This window comes from Actinomadura sp. 6N118 (genome assembly GCF_044326415.1).
In the GTDB taxonomy this organism is placed as follows: Bacteria; Actinomycetota; Actinomycetes; order Streptosporangiales; family Streptosporangiaceae; genus Spirillospora.
In genome coordinates, this window is sequence record NZ_JBIRAZ010000022.1 from 165,864 (window position 1) to 187,378 (window position 21,515).

General features: G+C 69.7%; 14 protein-coding genes. 8 read left to right on the plus strand and 6 right to left on the minus strand.

All coding sequences use genetic code 11. The annotated features are described in order from the left end of the window. Window positions 1-9: 9 nt before the first annotated feature. A complete protein-coding gene (locus tag ACH34W_RS42490; RefSeq protein WP_395966889.1) occupies window positions 10-1,263 on the plus strand; it encodes a cytochrome P450 in 1,254 nt (417 codons plus the stop codon). A 40-nt stretch (window positions 1,264-1,303) separates the two neighbouring features. Here the strand turns inward: ACH34W_RS42490 and ACH34W_RS42495 are convergent, their stop codons facing one another. The 4 genes from ACH34W_RS42495 to ACH34W_RS42510 form a co-directional block, all read right to left on the minus strand. Continuing rightward, window positions 1,304-2,242, minus strand: a complete 939-nt coding sequence (locus ACH34W_RS42495) for an LLM class flavin-dependent oxidoreductase (RefSeq protein WP_395966890.1) — start codon at window positions 2,240-2,242, stop codon at window positions 1,304-1,306. Window positions 2,243-2,263: 21 nt separating this feature from the next. After that, a complete protein-coding gene (locus ACH34W_RS42500; RefSeq protein WP_395966891.1) occupies window positions 2,264-3,808 on the minus strand; it encodes an APC family permease in 1,545 nt (514 codons plus the stop codon). 110 nt (window positions 3,809-3,918) lie between these two features. Further along, window positions 3,919-5,757, minus strand: coding sequence for an amidohydrolase (locus tag ACH34W_RS42505; protein WP_395966892.1), 1,839 nt, complete (start codon window positions 5,755-5,757; stop codon window positions 3,919-3,921). A 191-nt stretch (window positions 5,758-5,948) separates the two neighbouring features. Then, window positions 5,949-6,581: a TetR/AcrR family transcriptional regulator gene (locus ACH34W_RS42510; protein ID WP_395966893.1), complete on the minus strand. Its 633-nt coding sequence runs from the start codon at window positions 6,579-6,581 to the stop codon at window positions 5,949-5,951. 105 nt (window positions 6,582-6,686) lie between these two features. Here ACH34W_RS42510 and ACH34W_RS42515 point away from each other — a divergent pair, with 105 nt between their 5' ends. Continuing rightward, the gene (locus ACH34W_RS42515) at window positions 6,687-7,532 is read left to right on the plus strand and encodes an SDR family NAD(P)-dependent oxidoreductase (RefSeq protein ID WP_395966894.1); all 846 of its coding nucleotides are present in this window, start codon (window positions 6,687-6,689) and stop codon (window positions 7,530-7,532) included. A 39-nt stretch (window positions 7,533-7,571) separates the two neighbouring features. Here the strand turns inward: ACH34W_RS42515 and ACH34W_RS42520 are convergent, their stop codons facing one another. Both ACH34W_RS42520 and ACH34W_RS42525 read right to left on the minus strand, forming a co-directional pair. Beyond that, on the minus strand, window positions 7,572-9,002 hold the full coding sequence (locus ACH34W_RS42520) for an arabinose isomerase (RefSeq protein ID WP_395966895.1): 1,431 nt from the start codon (window positions 9,000-9,002) through the stop codon (window positions 7,572-7,574). A 56-nt stretch (window positions 9,003-9,058) separates the two neighbouring features. After that, window positions 9,059-10,651, minus strand: a complete 1,593-nt coding sequence (locus tag ACH34W_RS42525) for an alkaline phosphatase D family protein (RefSeq protein WP_395966896.1) — start codon at window positions 10,649-10,651, stop codon at window positions 9,059-9,061. A 179-nt stretch (window positions 10,652-10,830) separates the two neighbouring features. On the opposite strand from ACH34W_RS42525, the gene ACH34W_RS42530 reads away from it, so the two are divergent. The 6 genes from ACH34W_RS42530 to ACH34W_RS42555 all read left to right on the plus strand — a co-directional run bounded on the left by ACH34W_RS42530 (window position 10,831) and on the right by ACH34W_RS42555 (window position 21,515). Then, window positions 10,831-11,619 (plus strand): DeoR/GlpR family DNA-binding transcription regulator, encoded by a 789-nt coding sequence (locus tag ACH34W_RS42530; RefSeq protein ID WP_395966897.1) that lies wholly within the window; start codon window positions 10,831-10,833, stop codon window positions 11,617-11,619. 331 nt (window positions 11,620-11,950) lie between these two features. After that, window positions 11,951-14,695 (plus strand): family 78 glycoside hydrolase catalytic domain, encoded by a 2,745-nt coding sequence (locus ACH34W_RS42535; protein WP_395966898.1) that lies wholly within the window; start codon window positions 11,951-11,953, stop codon window positions 14,693-14,695. 61 nt (window positions 14,696-14,756) lie between these two features. Continuing rightward, complete coding sequence (locus tag ACH34W_RS42540) at window positions 14,757-16,049, plus strand: ABC transporter substrate-binding protein (RefSeq protein ID WP_395966899.1); 1,293 nt, start codon at window positions 14,757-14,759, stop codon at window positions 16,047-16,049. 2 nt (window positions 16,050-16,051) lie between these two features. After that, window positions 16,052-17,011, plus strand: a complete 960-nt coding sequence (locus tag ACH34W_RS42545; RefSeq protein ID WP_395966900.1) for a carbohydrate ABC transporter permease — start codon at window positions 16,052-16,054, stop codon at window positions 17,009-17,011. Further along, window positions 17,008-17,835 (plus strand): carbohydrate ABC transporter permease, encoded by an 828-nt coding sequence (locus ACH34W_RS42550; protein WP_395966901.1) that lies wholly within the window; start codon window positions 17,008-17,010, stop codon window positions 17,833-17,835. Before ACH34W_RS42545 ends, ACH34W_RS42550 begins: the two co-directional genes overlap by 4 nt. 29 nt (window positions 17,836-17,864) lie before the next feature. Continuing rightward, window positions 17,865-21,515, plus strand: a complete 3,651-nt coding sequence (locus tag ACH34W_RS42555) for a glycosyl hydrolase (RefSeq protein ID WP_395966902.1) — start codon at window positions 17,865-17,867, stop codon at window positions 21,513-21,515.

Consider the following 21,515-nt stretch of genomic DNA (forward strand, 5'->3'; position numbering starts at 1 on the left):
GAGACAGCCTTGACAGCCGACACCCTCCCGGTGGACCTCGCCGACATCGACAACTTCCTGGACGACCGGACGCCGTGGCGGATGTTCGACGAACTTCGCCGCAACGAGCCAATCCATTGGAACCCCGAGACCGACGGCGGCAGCGGCTTCTGGTCGCTCACCCGGCACGCCGACATCGTGGCCGCGGACCGGGACGCGGCGACCTTCACCTCCACACGTTTCGTCAACCTGGAGGAGGTGGACGAGCGTCAGGCGGGGATCCGCCGTTCCATGTTGGAGACCGACGGCCCCCGGCATCTGGCGCTGCGGCGCCTGCTGCATCGTGAGTTCACTCCGAGGGCGGTCGCGGGCTACGCCACGTTCCTGCGCGGACTGACGGCTCGCACGCTGGACGCCGCGCTGGCCAAGGGCACCTTCGACTTCGTCAAGGAGGTCGCGGCCGACTTCCCGATCAACGTGCTGGCCCGGATGCTCGACGTCCCGGACGACGACACGATGCAGCTCATCGATTGGGGCAACCGGATCATCGCCAACACCGATCCCGAGTACGCCGACGTTCTGCTGCACAGCGAGGAAAGCGAGCTGTACCGCGACCTCCCGTTCCGCAGCCCCGCGTCTCTTGAGGTGTTCGAGTACGGCCGTGAGCTGGCCGCACGGCGGCGCGGCGGGAACGGCACCGACCTGATCAGCAGGCTGGTCAACCAGGTCCCCCGCGACGGCGAGCCGCTGTCCGACCGCGACTTCGACAACTACTTCCTGCTGCTGGTGGTGGCCGGCAACGAGACCACCCGGCACGCCATCACGCACTCCATGCGGGCGCTCATCGACCACCCCGCCGAGGCCGCCCGGCTGCGCGAAGACCTCGACCTCATGCCCACGGCGGTCGAGGAGTTCCTGCGCTGGGCCTCGCCCGTCTACCACTTCCGCCGTACCGCCACCCGCGACGTGGAGATGCGCGGCAAGCAGATCCGGGAGGGCGACAAGGTCGTGTTGTGGTTCGCCTCCGGCAACCGCGACGACGAGGTCTTCACCGACCCTGACCGCTTCGACGTCACCCGCACCCCGAACGACCACATCACCTTCGGCAAGGGCAGCCCCCATTTCTGCCTGGGCAACGCCCTCGCCCGCCTGGAGATGCGGATCATGTTCGAGGAGCTGCTGCCGAGGCTGGCCGGCATCCGTCCGGCCGGGGAGATCAGGCGGGTCCGTTCCAACTTCGTGAACGGCATCAAGGAGATGCCGGTCACCGTCGCCCTCGCCTAAACCTCAGCCCAACCGGCGCCCTGCTCAGGGCCTGAGCAGATCAGGGCCTGAGCAGGGCGTCGGTGCGTTTGATGACCTCCCGGCAGAACGCGCCGACGCCGTCCGGGTCGTCGATGAACTGTGACGGCTTGATGCAGAACGTGGCGAATCCCTGGGCGAGCTGTTCCGGGATGCTTTCCAGCGCGGGCGGGAGTGGAGCGCAGGACCAGGCGTCCGGGAAGGTGGGGCGGGTTCCGCCGATCATTTCCAGGTCTGTCATGTCGCGGCCCGCGCCGGCGAAGGCAGTCCGTAGACGGCTGAGTTCCTCGGGAGTCGGCCTGCCCAGCGGATGGAACCCGTGGCCGTACTGCACCAGGCGGTTCAGCAGCTTGTCGTGCAGCCGACGGCCTCCGAACCACATCCGGGGGCCGTCGGGCCGATGGGCGCGCGGCTCGAAATACACGTCTTCAAAGCTGTAATGCCGCCCCTCGTACGAGACCGGGGAGCCCTGCCAGAGCCGGCTCCAGATCTCCAGATGCTCGTCCAGCAGGGCCCCCCGGTGCTCGAAGGGCACGCCCAGGGCGTCGTACTCGTCCCTGCTCCAGCTCACCGTGGGCTGCACCACCAGGCGTCCCTCGGAGATCAGATCGAGCGTGCCGAGGTCACGGGCGAGCGCAAGCGGATGCCGTAGCGGGGCGATCACCGCGGCCGCGGCGAGCCGCAGCCGGGAGGTGACCGAGGCGATCGACGCGAGGAGCATGAGCGACGACGGCCATGGCGTGCGGGGATCCTGGTTTCCCGGCAGTGCGTACTCGCGCGGGTTGCTCATGACGCCGCCGGCACCGGCGTCCGGGCCGAGGACGATGTGCTCGCTGACCATGGCGGCGTCGAACCCGGCGTCCTCGGCCTCCCGTGCCCAGCGGACCAGGGTCGGAAGATCGCGGCCACTGGTCATGGTCCAGTTCTCGCTGAGCACGAGCACGAAGCGCGGAGCCTTCATTTCACATCTCCTCGACAGCCGTCAGGACACCAAATCGGCCATTGCTTCCGAGTCCTCCTTGTTGCGCCGCAGGACCCCTACCGCCATCCCGACGGCGAGGACGAGGAACGGCAGCGCCACGAGGAACCACCCCAGCGCCGACAGGCCCCAGGACTCCTTCGCGGGATCGACGCCCTTGGCCGCGGTCCCGGCCATCAAGCCGAAGCGGGACATGAGCAGGTACATCCCGAGGGCAAGGCCGACGATGGCGACAGCGGGCGCGACCACGGTGGTCCACACGCGCTCCCCTCCGCCCTCCCGGCGGAAGTACGCGATGACGGCGACCGAGACGAGGATCTCCACCAGCACGATCGCCAGTACGGCCACGGCGCTGAACCAGGTGAACAGGTGCACCACCGGATCACGGCCGGTGACCCGGAACACCACGATGACGATCAGCGACGTCGCCGCGACTGCGGCGGTGCCGAGCACGGGCGCGCCGCGCCCGTTGATCCGGCCGAGGGCCGCCGGCAGCACCCCCGCGCGCGCCATCGAGAAGACGTAGCGGGCCGCGCTGTTCTGGAACGCGAGCAACCCCGCGAAGAGACTGGAGAGCACCAGCCAGCTCATCAGAGTCGCCAGCCAGCCACCGACGTACTCCTTGGCGACGGTGAAGAGAACCGCCGCGGGGTCGGCGAGCGGAGTCCCCTCCACGGTCGAGATCTCGGCGACGCGGTCGACGACCGCACCGCTGCCGAGGCCGCTGACCACCGCCCACGAGGTGAACGCGAACAGCAGCGCGATCAGGGAGACGGCGATGTACGTCGCACGCGGGACGCTGCGCTTGGGGTCCCTGGTCTCCTCGCCGTAGATGGCGGTCGCCTCGAATCCGATGTAGGAGGCGAAGGCGAAGGCCAGTGCGATGCCCGCCGAGCCGGCGAAACCGCCGGCGAAGATGTTGCCGGGCGAGAACGACGCGCCTAGCGACAGGCCGTCCGGCCCTCCGCCATGGAGAAGGACGGCCACGGCGACGACCGCCAGCGACACCACTTCGAGCACCATGAGCAGGCCGAGCACCTTGGCCCCGATGTCCACGCTCAGCGCGGACAGCCCCAGCACCAGCGCCCAGGCGATCAAGGCCCATACCCACCAGGCCAGATCGATGCCGAGCTCGGTGTCCATCTGCCGTGCCATGACGGCCCCGAAGAACCCGAAGACCGCGAGCTGGATCACCACGTAGGCGAACAGGGAGACGAAGGCCGACCCCACGCCCGGGACGACGCCGAGCCCCCTGCCGACGTAGGCGAAGAACGCCCCGGTGTTCGTCACCCGATGGCTCATCGCGGAATACCCGACGCTGAAGACCAGCAAGACAAGGCCCACGGCCAGATACGCGCCGGGCGCGCCCGCCCCGTTGCCGAGAACGATGGCGATGGGGACGGCGCCGGTCATGCCGACCAAGGGGGCGGCCGCGGCGACGACGAAGAAGACGATGCCCGCGACCCCGAGCCTGTTCCTGGCGAGCCGGCTCGCGCCTCCATCTGACAGGTCTGCGTGCCGCAGACCCGTTCCGCCTTGTTCGGTCATACCTTCACAGCCTCTCGTTCGGCCGCGCACGGCGCTTGCGTGACGCAGATCATATGGGCCCAAACGATTTTTGGGAAGGTTTGGCCCCGGCTTCGGACTCGGACGGTTTCTCAGGCCCGCTGGCAGCAGCAGGCACCGCGCTGCAGGCACGCGGCTCCACGGGCGTTGCGCCACTTGACGGCGGCAGGCGCCATCGCACCGGCCGTGGCAGGGCCGGGCTTGCCGTCGTAGACCACCTGGCCGCCGAGGATCGTTGCGGCGATGGGCATGCCGACCAGCGTGTCGGGATCCGCGCCCACCACGTCCCCATCGACGATGCACACGTCACCGGTCATGCCCGGCTCCAGGGTGCCCTTCCAGCGCTCGGCGCGGTCCTGCCATGCACTCGTCCTGGTGTAGGTCACCAGCGCCTCCCTGACGGTGATGCGTTCCGCCTCGCCGGCGACGCCGCCGTACAGGCCTTTGCGGAGCACCGCCGACTGCACGCCCTGCAGCCAGCTCGGGGAGGTCACCGGGGCGTCCGAGGCACTGGTCACCCGTACACCCAGGTCGAGAGCGGTGCGGTAGGGCCACTGGTAGTCCGTGCGCTCGGGGCCGAGGTTGGCGTCGAGCGTCCGGCCCAGCACATACTTGATCGTCGCGTTCATGTTGACGCCGATGTCGTGGCGCGCCATGGTGCGCAGCGTGCGGGGCGGCGTCAAGTCGCCGTGGATCACGTAGTGGCGCGGATCGCGGTGCCGCCGGTTGCCGCGCATGGCGGCCAGATAGCCCGCGACCACGGCGTCGATCCCGGCGTCCCCGGTGGCGTGCGTCCCCACCTGCATCCCGGCGTCGTGAACGAGGGCGATCATGGCGTGCATGTTCGCGACCGCCTCTTCGATCGTGTCGCCCTCGATGACCGGCTTCCCGTTGGTGCCGTCCACGTAGGGCTCGTGGAGCCAGGCGGTCTGCGCCGCCGTCGGCACTCCGTCGATGATGAGCTTGACCCCGGCGACCCGCAGGATCCGCGGGTCGACGCCGCGCGGCGGCTTGTAGGCAGCGAGCGTGTTGCGTACCTGGTCCGGGGACCTGCCGCCGGTGATCAGGGCGGTGATGCGCAGCGGGAGTGTGCTGGCGCGGGCCTTGCGCTCGTACAGCGCCAGCTGCGTCAGGGGGATCCCCGGATCGGTGATGCTGGTGATGCCCTGGGCGTGCAGCATCATGATCGCCTTGTCGACGGCGCTCTCCAGCTCCGCCTCGGTGAACGGCGGCACGACCGGGTTGACCAGGTCCTGCGCGCTCTCGCGCAACACCCCGGTGGGCTCCCCGGCGGCGTCCTTCTCGATCACCCCTCCCGGGGGTGCCGGGGTGTCGCGGGTGATGCCCGCCAGCTGCAGGACCTTGGAGTTCACGGCCATCATGTGCCCGGAGAAATCCCGGAGGACGACCGGATGGTCTCCCGAGACGGGATCGAGGTCCGTCCTGCGCGGCGGGTGAGGCAGCCGGTTCTCGTTCCATCCCTGCCCGCGAATCCAGGAGTCGGGGGCCGTGGCCGCCGCCACGGCTGCGGCCACCGCGTCGGTCAGCTCCTTGATCGTGGCGACGTCCACCTCGATGGTGGAGGGCGGGAAGTCGAGGCCGTAGCCCCCCAGGTGCACGTGGGAATCGTTGATCCCGGGGAGCACGGTGCCGCCTCCGGCGTTGATCGATTCCGTGCCCCGGCCAGCCAGGCGGCGTATGTCCCGCTCCCGCCCGACCGCCATCACCACGCCATCGCGGATGGCGACCGCCTCGGCGCGGCGCATGTGCCGGTCCATGACCTGCACACGCCCGTTGTAGACGATCAGGTCCGCGGGACCGCGGCCATCGGCGGATGCGGGTCCCGCGGCCAACACCGGGGCGCCCGCCGCACCGGCCGCCATCCCGGCCGCCTGACCCAGAAACCGGCGGCGGTTGATTCCAGCGTTCATCGTGAGTTCCCTTCGGCGGTGGGAAACAGGCCTGAGGATCTGGGGGGCCGTACCGCTCACGGCAGCATCGCGCCGGCCGTTCTGGGCAGCGTCGTGGCCGCTGTGGCGGTCGGACAGGAAGTGTCGGAACGTCGCTGATGTGGGTGAACCGGCCGGCGTGCCCTAAAGAATGTTCGGGATCAAACGACCTGTCAAGAGGTCTGCGTCGGCGAACACGACATGCCGACGTTGAGGTAGGACGCGGTCAGGAGCGGCCAGGTCAGCGTGGCCATCTCTGCCGGCGTACGCGGGCAGCCCCGCTGGAGCCAGTCGGCGGCCACGCCGATGAGCGCGCCGGCGGTGAACGCGGCGGGCACATCATGCGAGGTGTCGGCCGCCCGCTGCGCGGAGGCGTCGCCGGTCACGGCCCGGCGCACGCCGAGATGAATGGCCACGGTGATGCGACGGCGCACGTGGTCGATGACGCGCGCGCTCCCCTGTGGCCCCAGCAGGCTGCGGTAAAGACCGGCGTGCTCGGCGAGGCTGACGAAGAAGGCCCGCAGCGAACGGGTGGGGTCCCGGTCCGGCGAATCGGGCCCGAAGGTGGGCAGGGAGCCGATCAAGTCGTCGATCATCAGCGTGCAGGCGGCCTCGGCCAGCTCATGGACGTCTCGGTAGTGGTCATAGAAGGTGGAGCGGCTCACTCCTGCCCTTTCGGCCACGTCGGCGACGCTGACCTGGGACAACTCCTGCTCCTCGACGAGCTGGATCAGCGCGCCCTGCAGGGCCGCCTGGCTTCGGCGCACACGCCGGTCGCTCGCAGGGGTGTCTTTGGTCGCGTCCACGCTTTCAGCCTACCCGCGCCCTACACATGTAGGTTTTCCGACAAGTGTCGGATAGCGTGACCTGACCGACGGCGCTGTACAGGGCCACAACGGATGAGGACCAAGATGAACGCGCGGGATCTGCGAGGCAGGACAGTGGTGATCACCGGTGCCAGCGCCGGGATCGGTGCCGCGGCGGCGCGCCGCTTCGGCGAACTGGGCGCCACCGTGGCGGTAGTGGGCCGATCGCAAGAGAAAACCAAAGCAATCGCAGCACAGGTCGGAGGCCAACCGCACCTGGTGGACTTCGGATCGCTTGACGACGTACGCAAGCTCGCCGCTGACCTGCTCGCCACCTACGAGCAGATCGACGTCCTGGCCAACAATGCCGGCGCGATCTTCACCAGCCGCCAGACCAGCACCGACGGCCACGAGCTGACTTTCCAGGTCAATCACCTGGCGCCGTTCCTGTTGACCAACCTGCTCCTGGACCGGCTGGCCGCCTCTCCAGAGCCGGTTCAAGTGATCAACACCGGGAGCGCCCAGTACCGCAAGGCGCGCCTCGACCTGGATGACCTGGACGGCACCCGCCGTTACCGCGGCATGCAGGCGTACGGGACGTCCAAGCTCGCCACCATCCTGTTCACCCGGGAACTCGCTCAACGCCTGAAGGACACGACCGTCACCACCTCGGCCTTCCACCCCGGAGCTGTCGCCACCGACGTCACCCGTGACAACGCGCTGCAACGCGCGTTCATGAAGTCCCGGTTGGGCAGGGCGGTGCTTTCCACCCCCGAGCAGGGGGCCGAGCCGCTACTTCACCTGGCCACCCTCCCCGATCCGCAGACGGCGAATGGCGCCTACTTCCATCGGCTCACCCGCGAGGATCCCAAGAACGAACAAGCCCGCGACCCGAACCTTGCACGCGAACTGTGGGAGCGATCGGCACAACTGACAGGCCTACACAACTGACAGGCCTAAAGGTGCGTTGAAGGCCGTCTACGCCTTTTTTTAGGGCCGTACTTCGACCAGCTCGATCTCCATCAGGTTGGCAAGGGCCCGCAGGTCGGCGATCCGGTGGCCGGTGCCGAGCGCCCAGTGATGGGAGATGCCGGTGGCGCTCCAGGCGTCGGTCCAGTCGCCGGGATCGCAGCCGAAGTCGACGCGGGAAGTGGTGTTGCCGATCTTGAGGTGCGGCCCGTCGACGACCTCGCCCTCGGATGCGACGAGTCCGTAGCGGCCGTCGCGGCGCTGGATGATGCCGAACGCGGTGACCGGCCCGTGCTTGACGTCGAACTCCACCGACACGCCGTAGCCGCGCTTGCCGTGGTAGACGCCCAAGCCGCGAAGGAGGGGGCGGCGGGCGGAGATCGCCAGGTGTGCCGGTCCGTCGTGGCCCATCTCGACGTGGCCACGGTGGAAGTCGAGTGCCTGGAGTTCGGTGAACGAGCCTCCGGCACCGAGACGGTCGGCGATGAGCATGGCCAGCGAGGTGCGCAGCTCGTACTCCCCCGCCGCCGGGATGCCGCGCGCGGTGAGCAGCGAGGCGCCGAGGATCATCCCGGCGCCCAGCCGCTCGTGCGTCTCGCCGTCCAGCCCGCGGTGGTAGTAGGCGAGGCTGTCCAGCTCGAAGTCCTCGACCAGGCGGTCGAGCCCGGCCGAGACCTTGGCCGCCCAGGTGAGGTCCTCGTCCTTCACCGAGCCGGCCAGCTCGAAGATCTCCGCCGCCTGGTCCTTCTTGGCGTTGACCTCGGCGCCGGTGACCTTCTCCACCCGGACCCGCAGGTCGTCGAACTCCAGGACCTCGACGTGGCCGCCGAAGTTCGCGCTGACCAGGGTCAGGTCGGTGGAGACGTCCAGCATCCCCGGGTAGAGATGCCCCATCAGGCCGTGCCGGCCGTGGCGCAGCGCGGCCCGCACCCCGGCGGCGCGGACCCAGCGGCCGATCTTCGTCCAGGCCCGCTCGTCCTCCAGGTAACCGCTGACCGAGCGGAACGGGACGCCGCACCGCTGGAACGCGTTCGCCATCTCCGGCAGCGGGCAGGCGCCGCAGTAGGCGAGCCACTGCCCGGTGTCGAAGGACTCGTGGTCCATCGACTCGGTCGGCTGGAGGTTGATCAGCAGCACCGGCGCGCCGCTGCGCTGGGCGATCGGAACCAGCATGGTCGCGGTCATGTAGGTGGTGAGGAAGCCGACGATGAGGTCGCAGCCCGCCGCGCGCAGTTTCTCCGCGGCCGCCGCTCCCTCCTGTGCGTCGGAGATGAAGCCCACGTCGACCACGTCGGCGCCGAGCCCGCGCATGCGTTCCGACACCCGTTCGGCGGACGCGCGGAGCTGCGGCAGCAGGTCGGGGAACTGCGGCCAGTACGCGCCCAGGCCGCCGGCGACGAGGCCGACCTTGACACGCGGCGCAGTGACGCGGTCGAGCGGAAGTCCGGTCATGGTGTCCTCCTCGGATGGGGGTGAGCGCGCAGGCGGCTGAGCATCAAGAGCGCGTGCTAGGCCTCCTGCACGCCGGGTCTGCGGTCCTCGACCACGTAGCTGGCGCGGGTGGAGACCGGCGCGCCCGGCCTCTGCACGTACGGGAGCACCCGGAAGTCGGTGCGCCATCGCTGCCGGTCGACGTTGACCCGGAGGTAGCCGCGCTGGGCGTTGTAGAACTTCATGTGCGCGTTGGCCGACAGGAACGTGCGGCCGAGGGGGTCGACGTCCATCCCGTCGCCGCCGCTGGTGATCGACGTGCCGACGAACTCCGACCCGACGACCGGCGAGTCCGGGTCCTCGAAGTCGCGCTTCAGGTCGACGGCGTAGTTCTGGTGCCGGTCGCCACTGATCACCACGAGGTTGCGCACGCCGGTGTCGTGCGCGGCCGCAAGGAGCCGGTTGCGCTCGCCTGCGTACCCGTCCCACGGGTCCACCCAGACGTCCTTGCCCGGCCCCGGGTCCCAGTCTGTCTCCGCCATCGGCATCTGGTTTCCCAGGATCTGCCAGCGGGCGCGCGAGGTGCGGAAGCCGTCCTGGAGCCAGCGCTGCTGCTGGTCTCCCAGGACGGTGCGGGCGGCGTCGAAGCGCTCGTCGCAGTCCTTCGTCCGGCCTGTGCCGTTGCCGTACGAGCAGGCCTGGATGTCCCGGTGGCTCCGGGTGTCCAGCATCGTGAAGTCGGCGAGACGGCCGTAGGAGATCCTGCGGTGCAGCCGGATGTCGGGCCCGGACGGCAGCTGCGACCGGCGCAGCGGCAGGTTCTCGTAGAAGGCCTGGAACGCCGCTGCCTTGCGCCGCGCGAACTCGGCCGGATCGGGGTTCGGGTGGCGGCCCATGATGACCGTGTCGTCGGCCCAGTCGTTGACCACTTCGTGGTCGTCGAGTGTGTGGATCCACGGAAAGGCGGCGTGCGCCTTCTGCAGCGGTGCCTCGGCTTTGTAGAGGGAGTATTGCAGCCGGTAGCGCGCCAGGTCGAAGGTCTCGGTGGTGAACTGCGGGCCGGGTACAGGCACACCTCGCCTGTTGTTGGCCGGGATCTCGTACTCGTAGATGTAGTCGCCGAGGTGCACGATCAGGTCGAGGTCCTCCTCGGCCATGTGGTCGTACGCGGTGTAGAAGCCGTCCTGCCAAGCCTGGCACGACGCGACCGCGAAGCTCAGTTGCCTCGGTTGCGAGCTCCGTGGGGGCATCGTGCGAGTCCGGCCCACAGGGGAGATCTCACCGGCCGCACGGAACCGGTAGTAGTACTCGTGGCCCGGCCGTAGTCCGGCGATCTCGGGGTGGACCGAGTGGCCGAGCTCCGGCGCCGCCACCGCCGAACCCCGCCTGACGACGTGGCGGAACCGCTCGTCACTCGCGACCTCGTACTGGACCCGGATGCGGCGGTCAGGCATCCCGCCCCGGCCGTCCGGAGCGAACGGCTCGGGCGCCAGCCTCGTCCACAACACGAAGCCGTCGGGCGACGGATCACCCGAAGCGACGCCCAGCGTGAACAGCCCCGCCTTCCGCAACGTGTAAGCGTGGGCGGCCGATGCGCCCACGGCGCCGGTGCCGAGCATGACCGCCGCGGCACCGGCCCCGCCGGCCCCGATGAACCGTCGCCGCGACACCTTGTCGTCGTTCGAAGATTTTTGAACGCTTCCCGGGCCCACGCACCATCTCCGATCACGGGCAAATCTGTGAACGTAACTTCTAAAATGTGAAGTTGAGAGTAAGGGTGGCCCAGAACGGCGTCAAGATCTTCGTAGATAGGTCCCGGTTTTATCAACAGGTAGTGTTAACTTTCAGCATGACCAAGGAGTTGAGCGGCCGTCGCGGGCCCGAGGTGCGCCGCCAGGCCATCACCGACCACGTTCTCTCGGTGGGCTCGGTCACCGCGGGAGACCTGGCCGAGCGGTTCGGCGTGAGCATCATGACGATCCACCGGGACCTGGACGAGCTCGAACGGCAGGGCATCGTCCGCAAGTACCGGGGCGGGGTCACCGCTCAGCCGTCCGGCGTGTTCGAGAGCAACGTCGCCTACCGCATGAAGTCGATGCAGCCCGCCAAGGACGCCATCGCCGAGAAGGCCGTCCGGCTGGTGGAGCCCGGCATGGCGGTGATGCTCGACGACTCCACCACCACCCTGGCGCTGGCCCGCAGGCTCGGTGACGTCACCCCGCTGACCGTGATCACCAACTTCCTGGAGACCACCACCCTCCTGGCCCGCGAACCCGGGATCAGGCTGATGGCACTGGGCGGGGAGTACGACTCGCTGCACGATTCCTTCCTGGGCGTCTCCTGCGTGGACGCCATCGCGGCACTCCAGGTCGACCTGTGCTTCGTGTCGACCTCGGCCGTCTCCGGCGGGTTCGCCTACCACCAGGAGCAGCACATCGTGTCGGTCAAGCGGGCCATGCTCGAGGCCGCCGCGCGCAACGTGCTGCTGGTGGACCACTCCAAGCTCGGCCGGGTCGCGCTGCACAGGGTGGCGCCGCTGTCGGTGTTCGACCGGGTCATCGTCGATGACGGCGCGAGCGCCGAGGCGCTGCGCGAACTGGACGAGCACAAGGTCACCTACGAGGTGGCCACGACCTGAGCGAAGGTCCGGAGTCGACACGGGCACAACTTCGTAACGTTCACTCTGTTTCTTATCGCATGTGAACTACCATGCAGCCTGCCGTCCCGGGATTGTCCACGCCAGGGGGTCAGATACGCCGCCTGACTGCCCTTAACATAGCTCTGACCTGTGTAAATATGTCCAGTTAACATCAGGCTCGATCAGGTCGCGCACACCTTGGGCACTGCAGTGAGGGCCGTCGAAACGTGGCGCATCTGACGTCTTGACACCCAACTAGGGCATCCCTACGCTCCAACTCACACTTTTGAGTGTTAATTCACAGCAGGTGATGCAGGGATCGGAGCGGCTCATGACCGGCCACCCCACGATCGGGCTGGCGCCTTACGCCCTGCGGTGTGAGCAGCTGGCCGAGCCGCTGGGCGTGGACGAGCGAGCGCCGCTGCTCTCGTGGCGGCTCGCCTCCGGCCGCCGAGGCGACGCACCCACCCTCTACCGGGTCCGGGTGCGGACCGAGGCCGGCGCGCAGGTCTGGGACACCGGCGAGGTGAACGACCCGGCGGCGGTGTCCGTCCGCTACTCGGGCGCCCCTCTGGCCCCTCGCACGCGCTACCGCTGGGAGGTCGTCGTCACTGCTGAGGACGGCACGACCGGTCAGGCCGGCTCATGGTTCGAGACCGGGCAGCTCTCCTCCTCGGCCTGGCGGGCGTGCTGGGTCACCCACGACACCAGCGATCTGGACGTGGTGGACGCACCGGAAGAGGGCGAAGTCGCTCTCACCGACCATGGCCTCCAGCCCGCCGTCCGGCTGCGGCGCACGTTCGAGGTCCCCGCGTCACCCGTCCGCGCCCGCCTCTATGTCACCGCGCGCGGGCTCTATGAGATGCGGCTGAACGGCCACCGCGTTGGCGATGCCGAGCTCGCCCCAGGCTGGACCGATTACCGCGACCGCATCGACTACCAGAGCTACGACGTGACCGCACTCATCGGCGGGGGCGAGAACGTGCTGGCCGCCACGCTCGCCGACGGCTGGTGGAGTGGTTTCGTCGGCTTCGACCCGCGCCGTTCCGGTGCTCACTATGGAGCGTTCCCGGAGTTGCTGGCGGAACTGCATCTCGATCACGCGAACGGTGATCGGGAGGTCATCGCCACGGACGGGTCGTGGCGTACCCGCCGCTCCCCCATCCGGTACGCCGACCTGCTGATGGGCGAGTGCCATGACCTGCGCCGCGACACGCCCGGCTGGGATCGTCCCGGATTCGGTCCCGCGGACGGAGGGGGCACGGACGAAGGGGCCGGGGGCGCGGACGGCTGGGTGCCTGCCATGGTCACCGGCACCGACCACGACCTGCTCACTGCCTCCGTGGCCCCACCGGTCCGCGCCATGCAGGAACTGCCCGCCCGTACCGTCACCCGCATAGGCGCCGACCGTCATCTGGTCGATTTCGGCCAGAACTTCGCAGGCCGGGTACGCCTCGCCGCCCGCGGTCTCACTCCGGGCACCCGTGTGGTCGTCCGGCACGGCGAGGCCCTGGACGACGACGGCGCGCTCTACACGGGCAACCTGCGCACCGCCGACGCGACCGACGTGCTCATCGCCGGAGACGACGCCGAGACCGTCTTCGAACCGCGCTTCACCTACCACGGCTTCCGCTACGCGGAGGTCACCGGCCTGCCCGCGCTGGACGCCGCCGACATCACCGGTGTCGTCCTCCACAACAACACACCTTGGACCGGCGACTTCACCTGTTCCGACCCTGACGTCGAGCGCCTGTACCAGGCCATCTGCTGGGGGCAGCGGTCCAACTTCGTCAGCGTCCCCACCGACTGCCCACAGCGCGACGAGCGACTGGGTTGGCTCGCCGACGCACAGGTGTTCCTTCCCACCGCCTGCCTGAACGCCGATGTCGCAGCGTTCTTCGAGGGCTGGCTGCGCGAGGTGCGCGGCGCCCAGTCCCCCGGCGGCTGCTTCACCAACGTGGCACCGAGGCTCGCCGGCGTCGCCGACGAGGGCGCGCCCGGCTGGGGTGACGCCGGCGTCCTGGTGCCCTGGCACCTCTACCGGGTGTACGGGGACGAACGGATCCTGGAGTGCAATCTCGACGCCATGACCGCCTGGGTCGACCACGTCCACGGGCACAACCCCGATCTGGTGTGGCGGCACCGCGTCGGCCCGCACTTCGCCGACTGGCTCGCCCCTGCGCCCACCCCGCGCGAGGTCGTCGCCACCGCCTACTTCGCCCGCAGCACCGACCTCACGGCCCGGGCCGCCGAGATCCTCGGCCGGACGGAGACGGCGCGGCACTACGGGGCACTCGGCAGGCACATCGTTAAAACGTTCGCCGAGCACTTCGTCACACCTGAGGGCCTGGTCGCTGGCGACACCCAGACCGGATATCTCCTGGCCCTCGCGTTCGACCTGCTGCCGGGCCACCTGGTACCGCGAGCCGCGGAGCGCCTGGCCGAGCTCGTCGAGGCGGCGGGCCCCGGCGTCACCACCGGGTTTCTCGGTGTGGGCCTGGTCGCGCCGGTGCTGGACGCCTCCGGCCGGCCCGACCTGGCGCACGCGTTGCTGCGCAGAACCGATCCGCCGTCCTGGCTCTACCCGCTGCGCCACGGCGCGACCACGATCTGGGAGCGCTGGGACGGCTACACCGCTGAGCGCGGTTTCCAGGCGGCGGCGATGAACTCGTTCAACCACTACGCGCTGGGCTCGATCGGCGAATGGCTCTACCAGGGCGTCGCCGGACTCGCCCAGACACCCGGTTCCGCCGGCTACCGCGAGCTGCTGATCCGCCCCAGACCCGGCGACCTGGCCTGGGCGCGCGCCTCGTACGAGTCGGTGCGCGGCACGGTCCGGACGTCCTGGGCCCGGGCGGACGGTGAGCTCCGGCTGCAGGTGAGCGTGCCGCCGGGCGCGACCGCGATCGTGCACGTCCCGACCGGCGACCCCGGCGGCGTGCGCGAGAGCGGGGTCGCGGTGGCCGACGCGACCGGGGCCCAGGTTATCGGCACCGAAGCCGGCGCGCTCCTGTGCCGGGTGGCCTCGGGGGACTACCGCTTCACCGCGGCCGACCCGCGGCGCGCCGCCCCGTAGTGGCGGCACCCGCAGCCAAACAGATCATCGCGGCGCAAGGCCGCGGTTTCGAGGAGGATTCATGACAGCGTCGTCGTACGGATCGGCAGCCCTCAGCCGCCGCGGATTCTTCGGGCTGACCGGCGGCGTCGCCGCCATGGGCGCGCTCGCAGCCTGCGGCGGGACGTCCGGCGGAAGCAGCGGCGGGGGCGGGGGCGGCGGAACGCTGCGCCTGGTGGCCGTCGCCGACCAGCAGAAGCCACTCGACCTGCTGCTCAAGGAGTACACCAAGAACAAGTTCAACGCCTCGTACGCCCCCACCGACCAGGTACAGACCTCGGTGCGCACCCAGCTCGGCGCGGGCAACGCCCCCGACGTGCACGTGGTGTTCCCCGGTGACGGCTCGGCGATGAGCATGGCGCAGATCGCCCAGGCCGGGTTGCTGGCCGATCTGAGCGACCAGGCCTGGACGAAGCGCATCCCGCCCGGCCTGCAGCCCGCGTTCCAGAAGGACGGCAAGACCTTCCTCTACTCGGCCGGCTCCAGCGTCATCGGCGCCATCTACAACAAGAAGGTCTTCCAGGAGGCCGGTGTCGAGCCGCCCACCACCTGGAGCGGGTTCCTGGACGTCTGCGAGAAGATCAAGAAGAAGGGCAAGGTGCCGATCGCGCTCGGCGCCCAGACCCAGTGGGTCACGCAGCTGATCACCTACGCCCTCGTGCCCTCGACCGTCTACGCCAAGAACCCCAAGTTCGACGAGCAGATGCGGGCGGGCTCGGCCAGCTTCGCGAACTCGGGCTGGAAGGACGCGTTCGACATGTACCTGGAGCTGCAGAAGCGCGGGTACTTCAACGACAACCCCAACGGCACCACCCTCGAACAGCAGACCTCCATGGTCGCCACCGGAAAGGCCGCGATGGCGATCCAGGTGTCGGCGGTGCTGCCCGACTTCCGCAAGGCCGCCACCAACGCCGACGACCTGGACATGTTCCCGGTGCCCGGGGCCGACGACGCGAACCAGGTCTGGATCCCCGCGGGCGTGGTCGTCGGCCTCGGGGTCAGCGCGCGCGGCAAGAACGTCGACGAGGCCAAGGCGTTCCTCGAGTTCCTCGGCGAGCAGAAGAACATGAACCGCTGGGCAGAGGCCGTCGCCTGCGTACCGCTCAGCCGCGACTCCGCCTCCAAGATCGACCCCGTGCTGAAGTCGTTCCTGCCGTTCATCGACGGCAACAAGGCCGTGCCGTTCATGGACCAGGGCTGGCCGAACGCCGAGATCCAGCCGGCCCACTTCGCCGTGGTGCAGGAGCTTCTGGGCGGGCGGACGACGGTGGCCAAGGCGCTGGCCAAGCTGGACGAGACCTACCGGAAGAAGTGACCGTGACCTCCACCCTCCGTCCCGCCCCGGCGAAACGGGCCGGCCCGCCGGGCGCCGCGGCCCGCCGCCGGCGGCGAGGCGCCCGGCGAGGCGCGCGCTTCCTGTCGCCGCCGTGGTGGTTCGCCGCGCCCGCCTTGGCCATCTACGCACTGGTGGTGCTGTATCCGAGCCTCAGCGGCATCGTGTACGCCTTCACCGACTGGAACGGCCTGGGCGAGCGCAACTTCAACGGCCTGGCCAACTTCAGCAAGCTGTTCGATGACGACGCGGCACGCGGCTCCCTGGTCAACACGCTGCTGCTGACCGTGGCGATCGTCGTCGTGCAGAACGGCGTCGGTTTGCTGCTGGCCCTCGGCGTTCACGCCAGGATCAAGTCGCGGACCGTGCTGAGGGTCGTGTTCTTCGCCCCGGCCGTCGTCAGCCCGGTGATGGTGGCCTTCCTGTGGAAGTACATCTACAACCCCTCGCCGGACGCCGGGCTCAACGGCATCCTCGGCGCGGTGGGCCTGGGCGGGCTGCGGCAGGACTGGCTGGGCAACCCCGACCTGGCGATCTGGTCGATCGCGGGCATGGTGATCTGGCAGTTCGCCGGCTACTCGATGGTGATCTTTCTGGCCGGGCTGGAGGGGGTGCCCGCCGAGCTGCACGAGGCCGCGATGATCGACGGCGCGAGCCGGTGGCAGCGCTTCCGGCACGTGACCTGGCCGCTCCTGGCGCCCGCGGTCACGATCAACCTGATGTTGTCGACCATCGGCGGCCTCAAGCTGTTCGACCAGATCTACGCCGCGACCAACGGCGGGCCTGGGCACGCCAGCGAGACGTTGTCCACGGTGCTCTACAAGCAGGCGTTCGTGTTCGGCAATTACGGCTACAGCACCGCGATCGCACTCGTCCTGGCGCTGTTCGTGGCCGCGGTGTCCATGGTCCAGATCCACTACCTACGTGGGCGGGAGGTCGCATGAACGTCAGATACGGGCTGCGCACGCTGGGGCTGGAGCTGGTGATGATCGCCGTCGCGGTCGCCTTCCTGTTCCCGGTGTACGCGCTGGTCACGATGGCGTTCAAGGACCAGCGGGCGGTCGCCGAGTCGCCGCTGGGGCCGCCGACCAGCCCGACGCTCGACAACTTCTCCAATGCCTGGACGCGGGCCGAGCTCGGCCCGGCGCTGTTCAACAGCACGATGATCACGGTCGGGAGCCTGGTGGCGCTGATCGCGATCGGCTCGTTCGCCGCGTACTTCCTGTCGCGCCGCGCCTCGCGGCTGGGCTACGGGCTGTACGTGCTGTTCCTGCTGGGCATCGTGCTGCCGTTCCAGCTCGGGATGATCCCGCTGTTCAAGCTGGTGGACGGGGCGGGGCTGCTCGGCACCATGCAGGGAATGATCATCTTCTATACCGGCATCCAGCTGCCCTTCACGATCTTCCTCTACACCGGGTTCATCAGGGCGCTGCCCGCCGACTACGCCAACGCGGCGCTGATCGACGGCGCCGGGCACTTCCAGGCGTTCACCCGGGTGGTGTTCCCGCTGCTGCGGCCGATCACCGGTACCGTGCTCATCCTCAACGCGGTGTTCATCTGGAACGACTTCTTCACGCCCCTGCTCTACCTGGGCGGGTCGACCCGAGAGACGGTCCCGGTGCGGATCTTCGCCTTCGTCGGCCAGTACGTCTCCGACAACGGGCTGGTGTTCGCCGGGCTGGTGCTCGCCGCGCTGCCGATCCTCGCCGTGTTCCTGGTGTTGCAGCGGTATGTGATCAAGGGCTTCGCGAGCGGGTTGAAGGGATGATCCCCGGCCGGCTGCGGAGGGTGCTGGACATGCCGCCCCGCGCGTACTCCCCCGCGCCCATCTGGTGGTGGAGCGGCGAGCGGCTCGACCGGCGGCGGCTGCGCGACCAGCTCGAACGTTTCGCGGCGGGCGGCGTCTACAACCTGGTGATCCTCAATCTCGCGCCGTCCGGACCCATGTTCGGTGCGGACGCGGACGAGCCCGCGTTCTTCTCCGACGAGTGGTGGGAACTGCTCGACGGGGTGTGCGAGGACGCCGCCCGGCTTGGGGTGTCGCTGTGGTTCTACGACCAGCTCGGTTTCTCCGGGGCCGACCTCCAGGCGCGGCTGGTGCGCGACGTCGCCGCGTTCGCCGGGCAATGGCTGGAGCCGGACGGGCGTACCACTGCACGCGGCTTCGACTACCTGTCGGCGCGGGCGTGCGCGGCGCTGCTGGACCGCGTCCACGGGGAGTTCGAACGGCGGCTCGGGCACCGGCTCGGCAATGTGATCGTCGGCTCGTTCCAGGATGAGCTGCCCACGCTGCCGACCTGGACGGAGGGCTTCGCGGAGGAGTTCGCCGCGCGCCGCGGCTATGACCTTACGCCTCACCTGCCATATCTGTGGAAGGGCGGCGACTGGAAAAGTGATGACAGGGCGTACCGCGTTCGGCGCGACTATCAGCTCACCCGGGCGGAACTGGCGGAGGAGGCCTTCTTCCGGCCGTTGGCCGACTGGCACACCCGGCACGGGCTGCTGCACGGTTGCGACCAGCAGGATCCGGCACGCGCAGGGCATCCGGCGGATGGTGTGCGGCTGTACGCGGACTACGCCCGCACCCATCGCTGGTTCGGCGCGCCCGGCTCGGACCATCACGGTGACGCGCGCATCCACTCGTCCCTGGCCCATCTTTACGGCAGGGACCGCGTATGGATTGAGGCGTTCCACTCCAGCGGCTGGGGCGGCACGCTGGAGGAGACGTTCGACTGGCTGCTCCCGTGGTTGCGTGCCGGGGCCACCCTCTACAACCCGCACGCGGTCTACTACACGACCAAGGCCGGCTGGTGGGAGTGGGCACCGCCCGCCACCGACTGGCGGCAGCCCTATTGGGCGCACCACCGGGTCTTCGCTGAGGCGGTCACGCGGCTGTGTGCGGCTTTGTCGTTGGGGCGTCACGTCTGCGAAGTGGCCGTGCTGTTCCCGACCGCGACCGCCCAGGCCGGCACCCGGCTCGACGGCGTGGACCCATCCGCTGCGCTGGCACAGGAGACCTACCGTGCGCTGGTGGGCGACATGGCCTGGTTCCAGATGGTCCCCGGCACCCTCGACCGGCTCCGCGTCGACGCCGACGTCATCGATGACGACTCCGTCCACCGGGCCACGGTTGAGGCGGGACGGCTGAACGTCGCGGACGAGTCGTACGGCACAGTTCTGCTGCCCGCCTGCACCGTTCTCGAAGCGGAGACCGCCCGGCGGCTGGTCTCGCTGGCCGAGCAGGGCGGCCGCGTCATCGCCGTCGGGCCGCCGCCCCGGCACGGCGTCGGCGCCCCGGACGCGGACGAAGTGGTGGCGAGGCTGGCGGCGCTGCTGGAGACCGTTCCGGACACAGGCTCGCTCGGGCCTCTGCTGGAGGGCACCCGGCGTGTCGAGGCACCGGTCCCCGCGTTGGTCCGCGAAATCGACGGCGCGACGGTGGTGTTCCTGACGGCGGCCGAATCCATGGCCAGCCGCGTGTCGGTGGGGCGCCCGGACGAACGCGGAGCGGACCTCGGCTGGCTGGACGTGACCTACGACTTCGATCCCGGCCGCTACCACCGCGACATGCGAGTCCGGGTCCACGGCGTCGCAGGCCCGGCGTTCCTGGTGAGTCCCTTCGGCGGCCCGCCCCGGCCGCTGCATGCCTCCGAACGAGAGGGATCCGTCGAGGTGGTGGTTCCGTTCGACGATGGCCCCGCCGCGCTCCTCGTCTTCCCGGGCGGCACATCGCCAGCGGAGGAGGAGGTGGCGGTGGAGCCGGCCGAGCGGCCGCGCCCCATGAACGAGATGGACCTGGGCCCGACCTGGGACATGGAGCCGGTGCCGACGCTCGACAACGCCTGGGGCGATTTCGGGCGCCCGGCGGGTGACATGGCGTCCCTCGAACGCTGGCGGCTCTCCCATCAGGTGGACGGCGGAGACTGGACGCCGGTCCACGCGACCTTCGGGCCGCACGGGCTCTGGTCCGGACCCGCGACAGAGGGATGGCGCCCGGTCGTCTACTCCGACACTCGCGGCATCCGCAAGGACCCCGTCCACCGGTCCGTGCTGGGGCCGAAGGGGCACGTCCCCGAGGAGTTCCTCGACTTCGGCGATGTCGAAGCCGGGCAACGGGTGGCCCTGCGCACGCGCGTGAACGCTCCCGGCGACGGTGGTCTCGTCATGATCGGTTGCGCCGCCGCCAAGACCCTCCTGATCGGCGGGACGGCGGTCCCGCTCGACGACCACGGCTATCTGGCGGTGACCAAGGAGCCCCTCTCCCGGGGGGAGCACGCCCTCGAACTGCGCCTGGTGCCCGACGAGGACGTACGGCTGCGCGGTCACCTGTCCATCGTCACCGAGCCCGCCCGCTGCCTCCGGCCCGAGTGGATCACCATCGACGGTCCGTCGCGTCCAGGCGCACAGGTGTCCTTCAGCGCCGAACTCCCTCGCGCGGATGGTCCCTCCCTCCTCCAGGTGACGTCCGCGTCCCCGTGCCGGATCCTGGTCGACCGCGTCGAGATCGGCCGTCAGGGCGGCTTCGACCCGTACGCCGAGCACGAGGCTCCCCGCGTCGGCCGCTACGAGGTATCCGGCACCCGGCTCACTCTCGTCCTCACCGAGACCGAGGGCCCACCGGCGGTCCTGGTGGACGGCCCGGTCGTCTCGGGCTCCGGATGGCACGCCACCCGCGACGGAGCCCCGGTGCCCGTCGAGACCAGGCGCGCGCAGTCCGGTGAGCCCGCCTCCTTCCACCTGCGGCGCCGGCCGCACCCGCTGCCCGGCGCTCATTGGCTGGAGGACGACGACGCGGACGGCACGGTCATGCCCGCCTCGTTCGCCGTCCCCGGCGCCCGGCCCCGGGTCGAACGGCTGCGCTTCGAGGTGCCGCCCGGCGCGACCCGGATGCGGTTCACGGCGCGCGGCGAGGTGACCGGCATTCTCCTGGACGACGTCCCGATCACGATCGCCCGCCACGAGGGCACCGTCGACGTCGAACTCCCCGGAAACCCCAGAGCGGCCGGGACCGCGGAGTTGCGCCTGCTGACCCGGCCGGAACACCGGGAAGGCGCGGCTCTAGCCGGCCCGGTCACGTTCACCATCGGCCCCGGCACGATCGAGTTGGGCGACTGGGAGGACGTGGGGCTCGCCGGATACAGCGGCGGGGTCCGCTACCGGCAGGCCCTTACCCTGCCGTCGGCCCCGGGAAAGGCCGAACTCGACCTCGGCCGCGTTCGCGGCACCGCCGAGGTGACGGTGAACGGAAGCCCGGCAGGCATCCGGATCTGCGCCCCGTACACCTTCGACCTCGGCACGTCCCTGCACACCGGCCGCAACGAGATCGAGATCGTCGTCTACGGCACCCTGGCCCCCTACCTCGACGAGACCAGCCCCACCCACTTCGTCTTCCCCGGCCAGCGCACGTCCGGACTCCTGGGCCCGGTGATCCTCCGGAGCGCCCGTTGA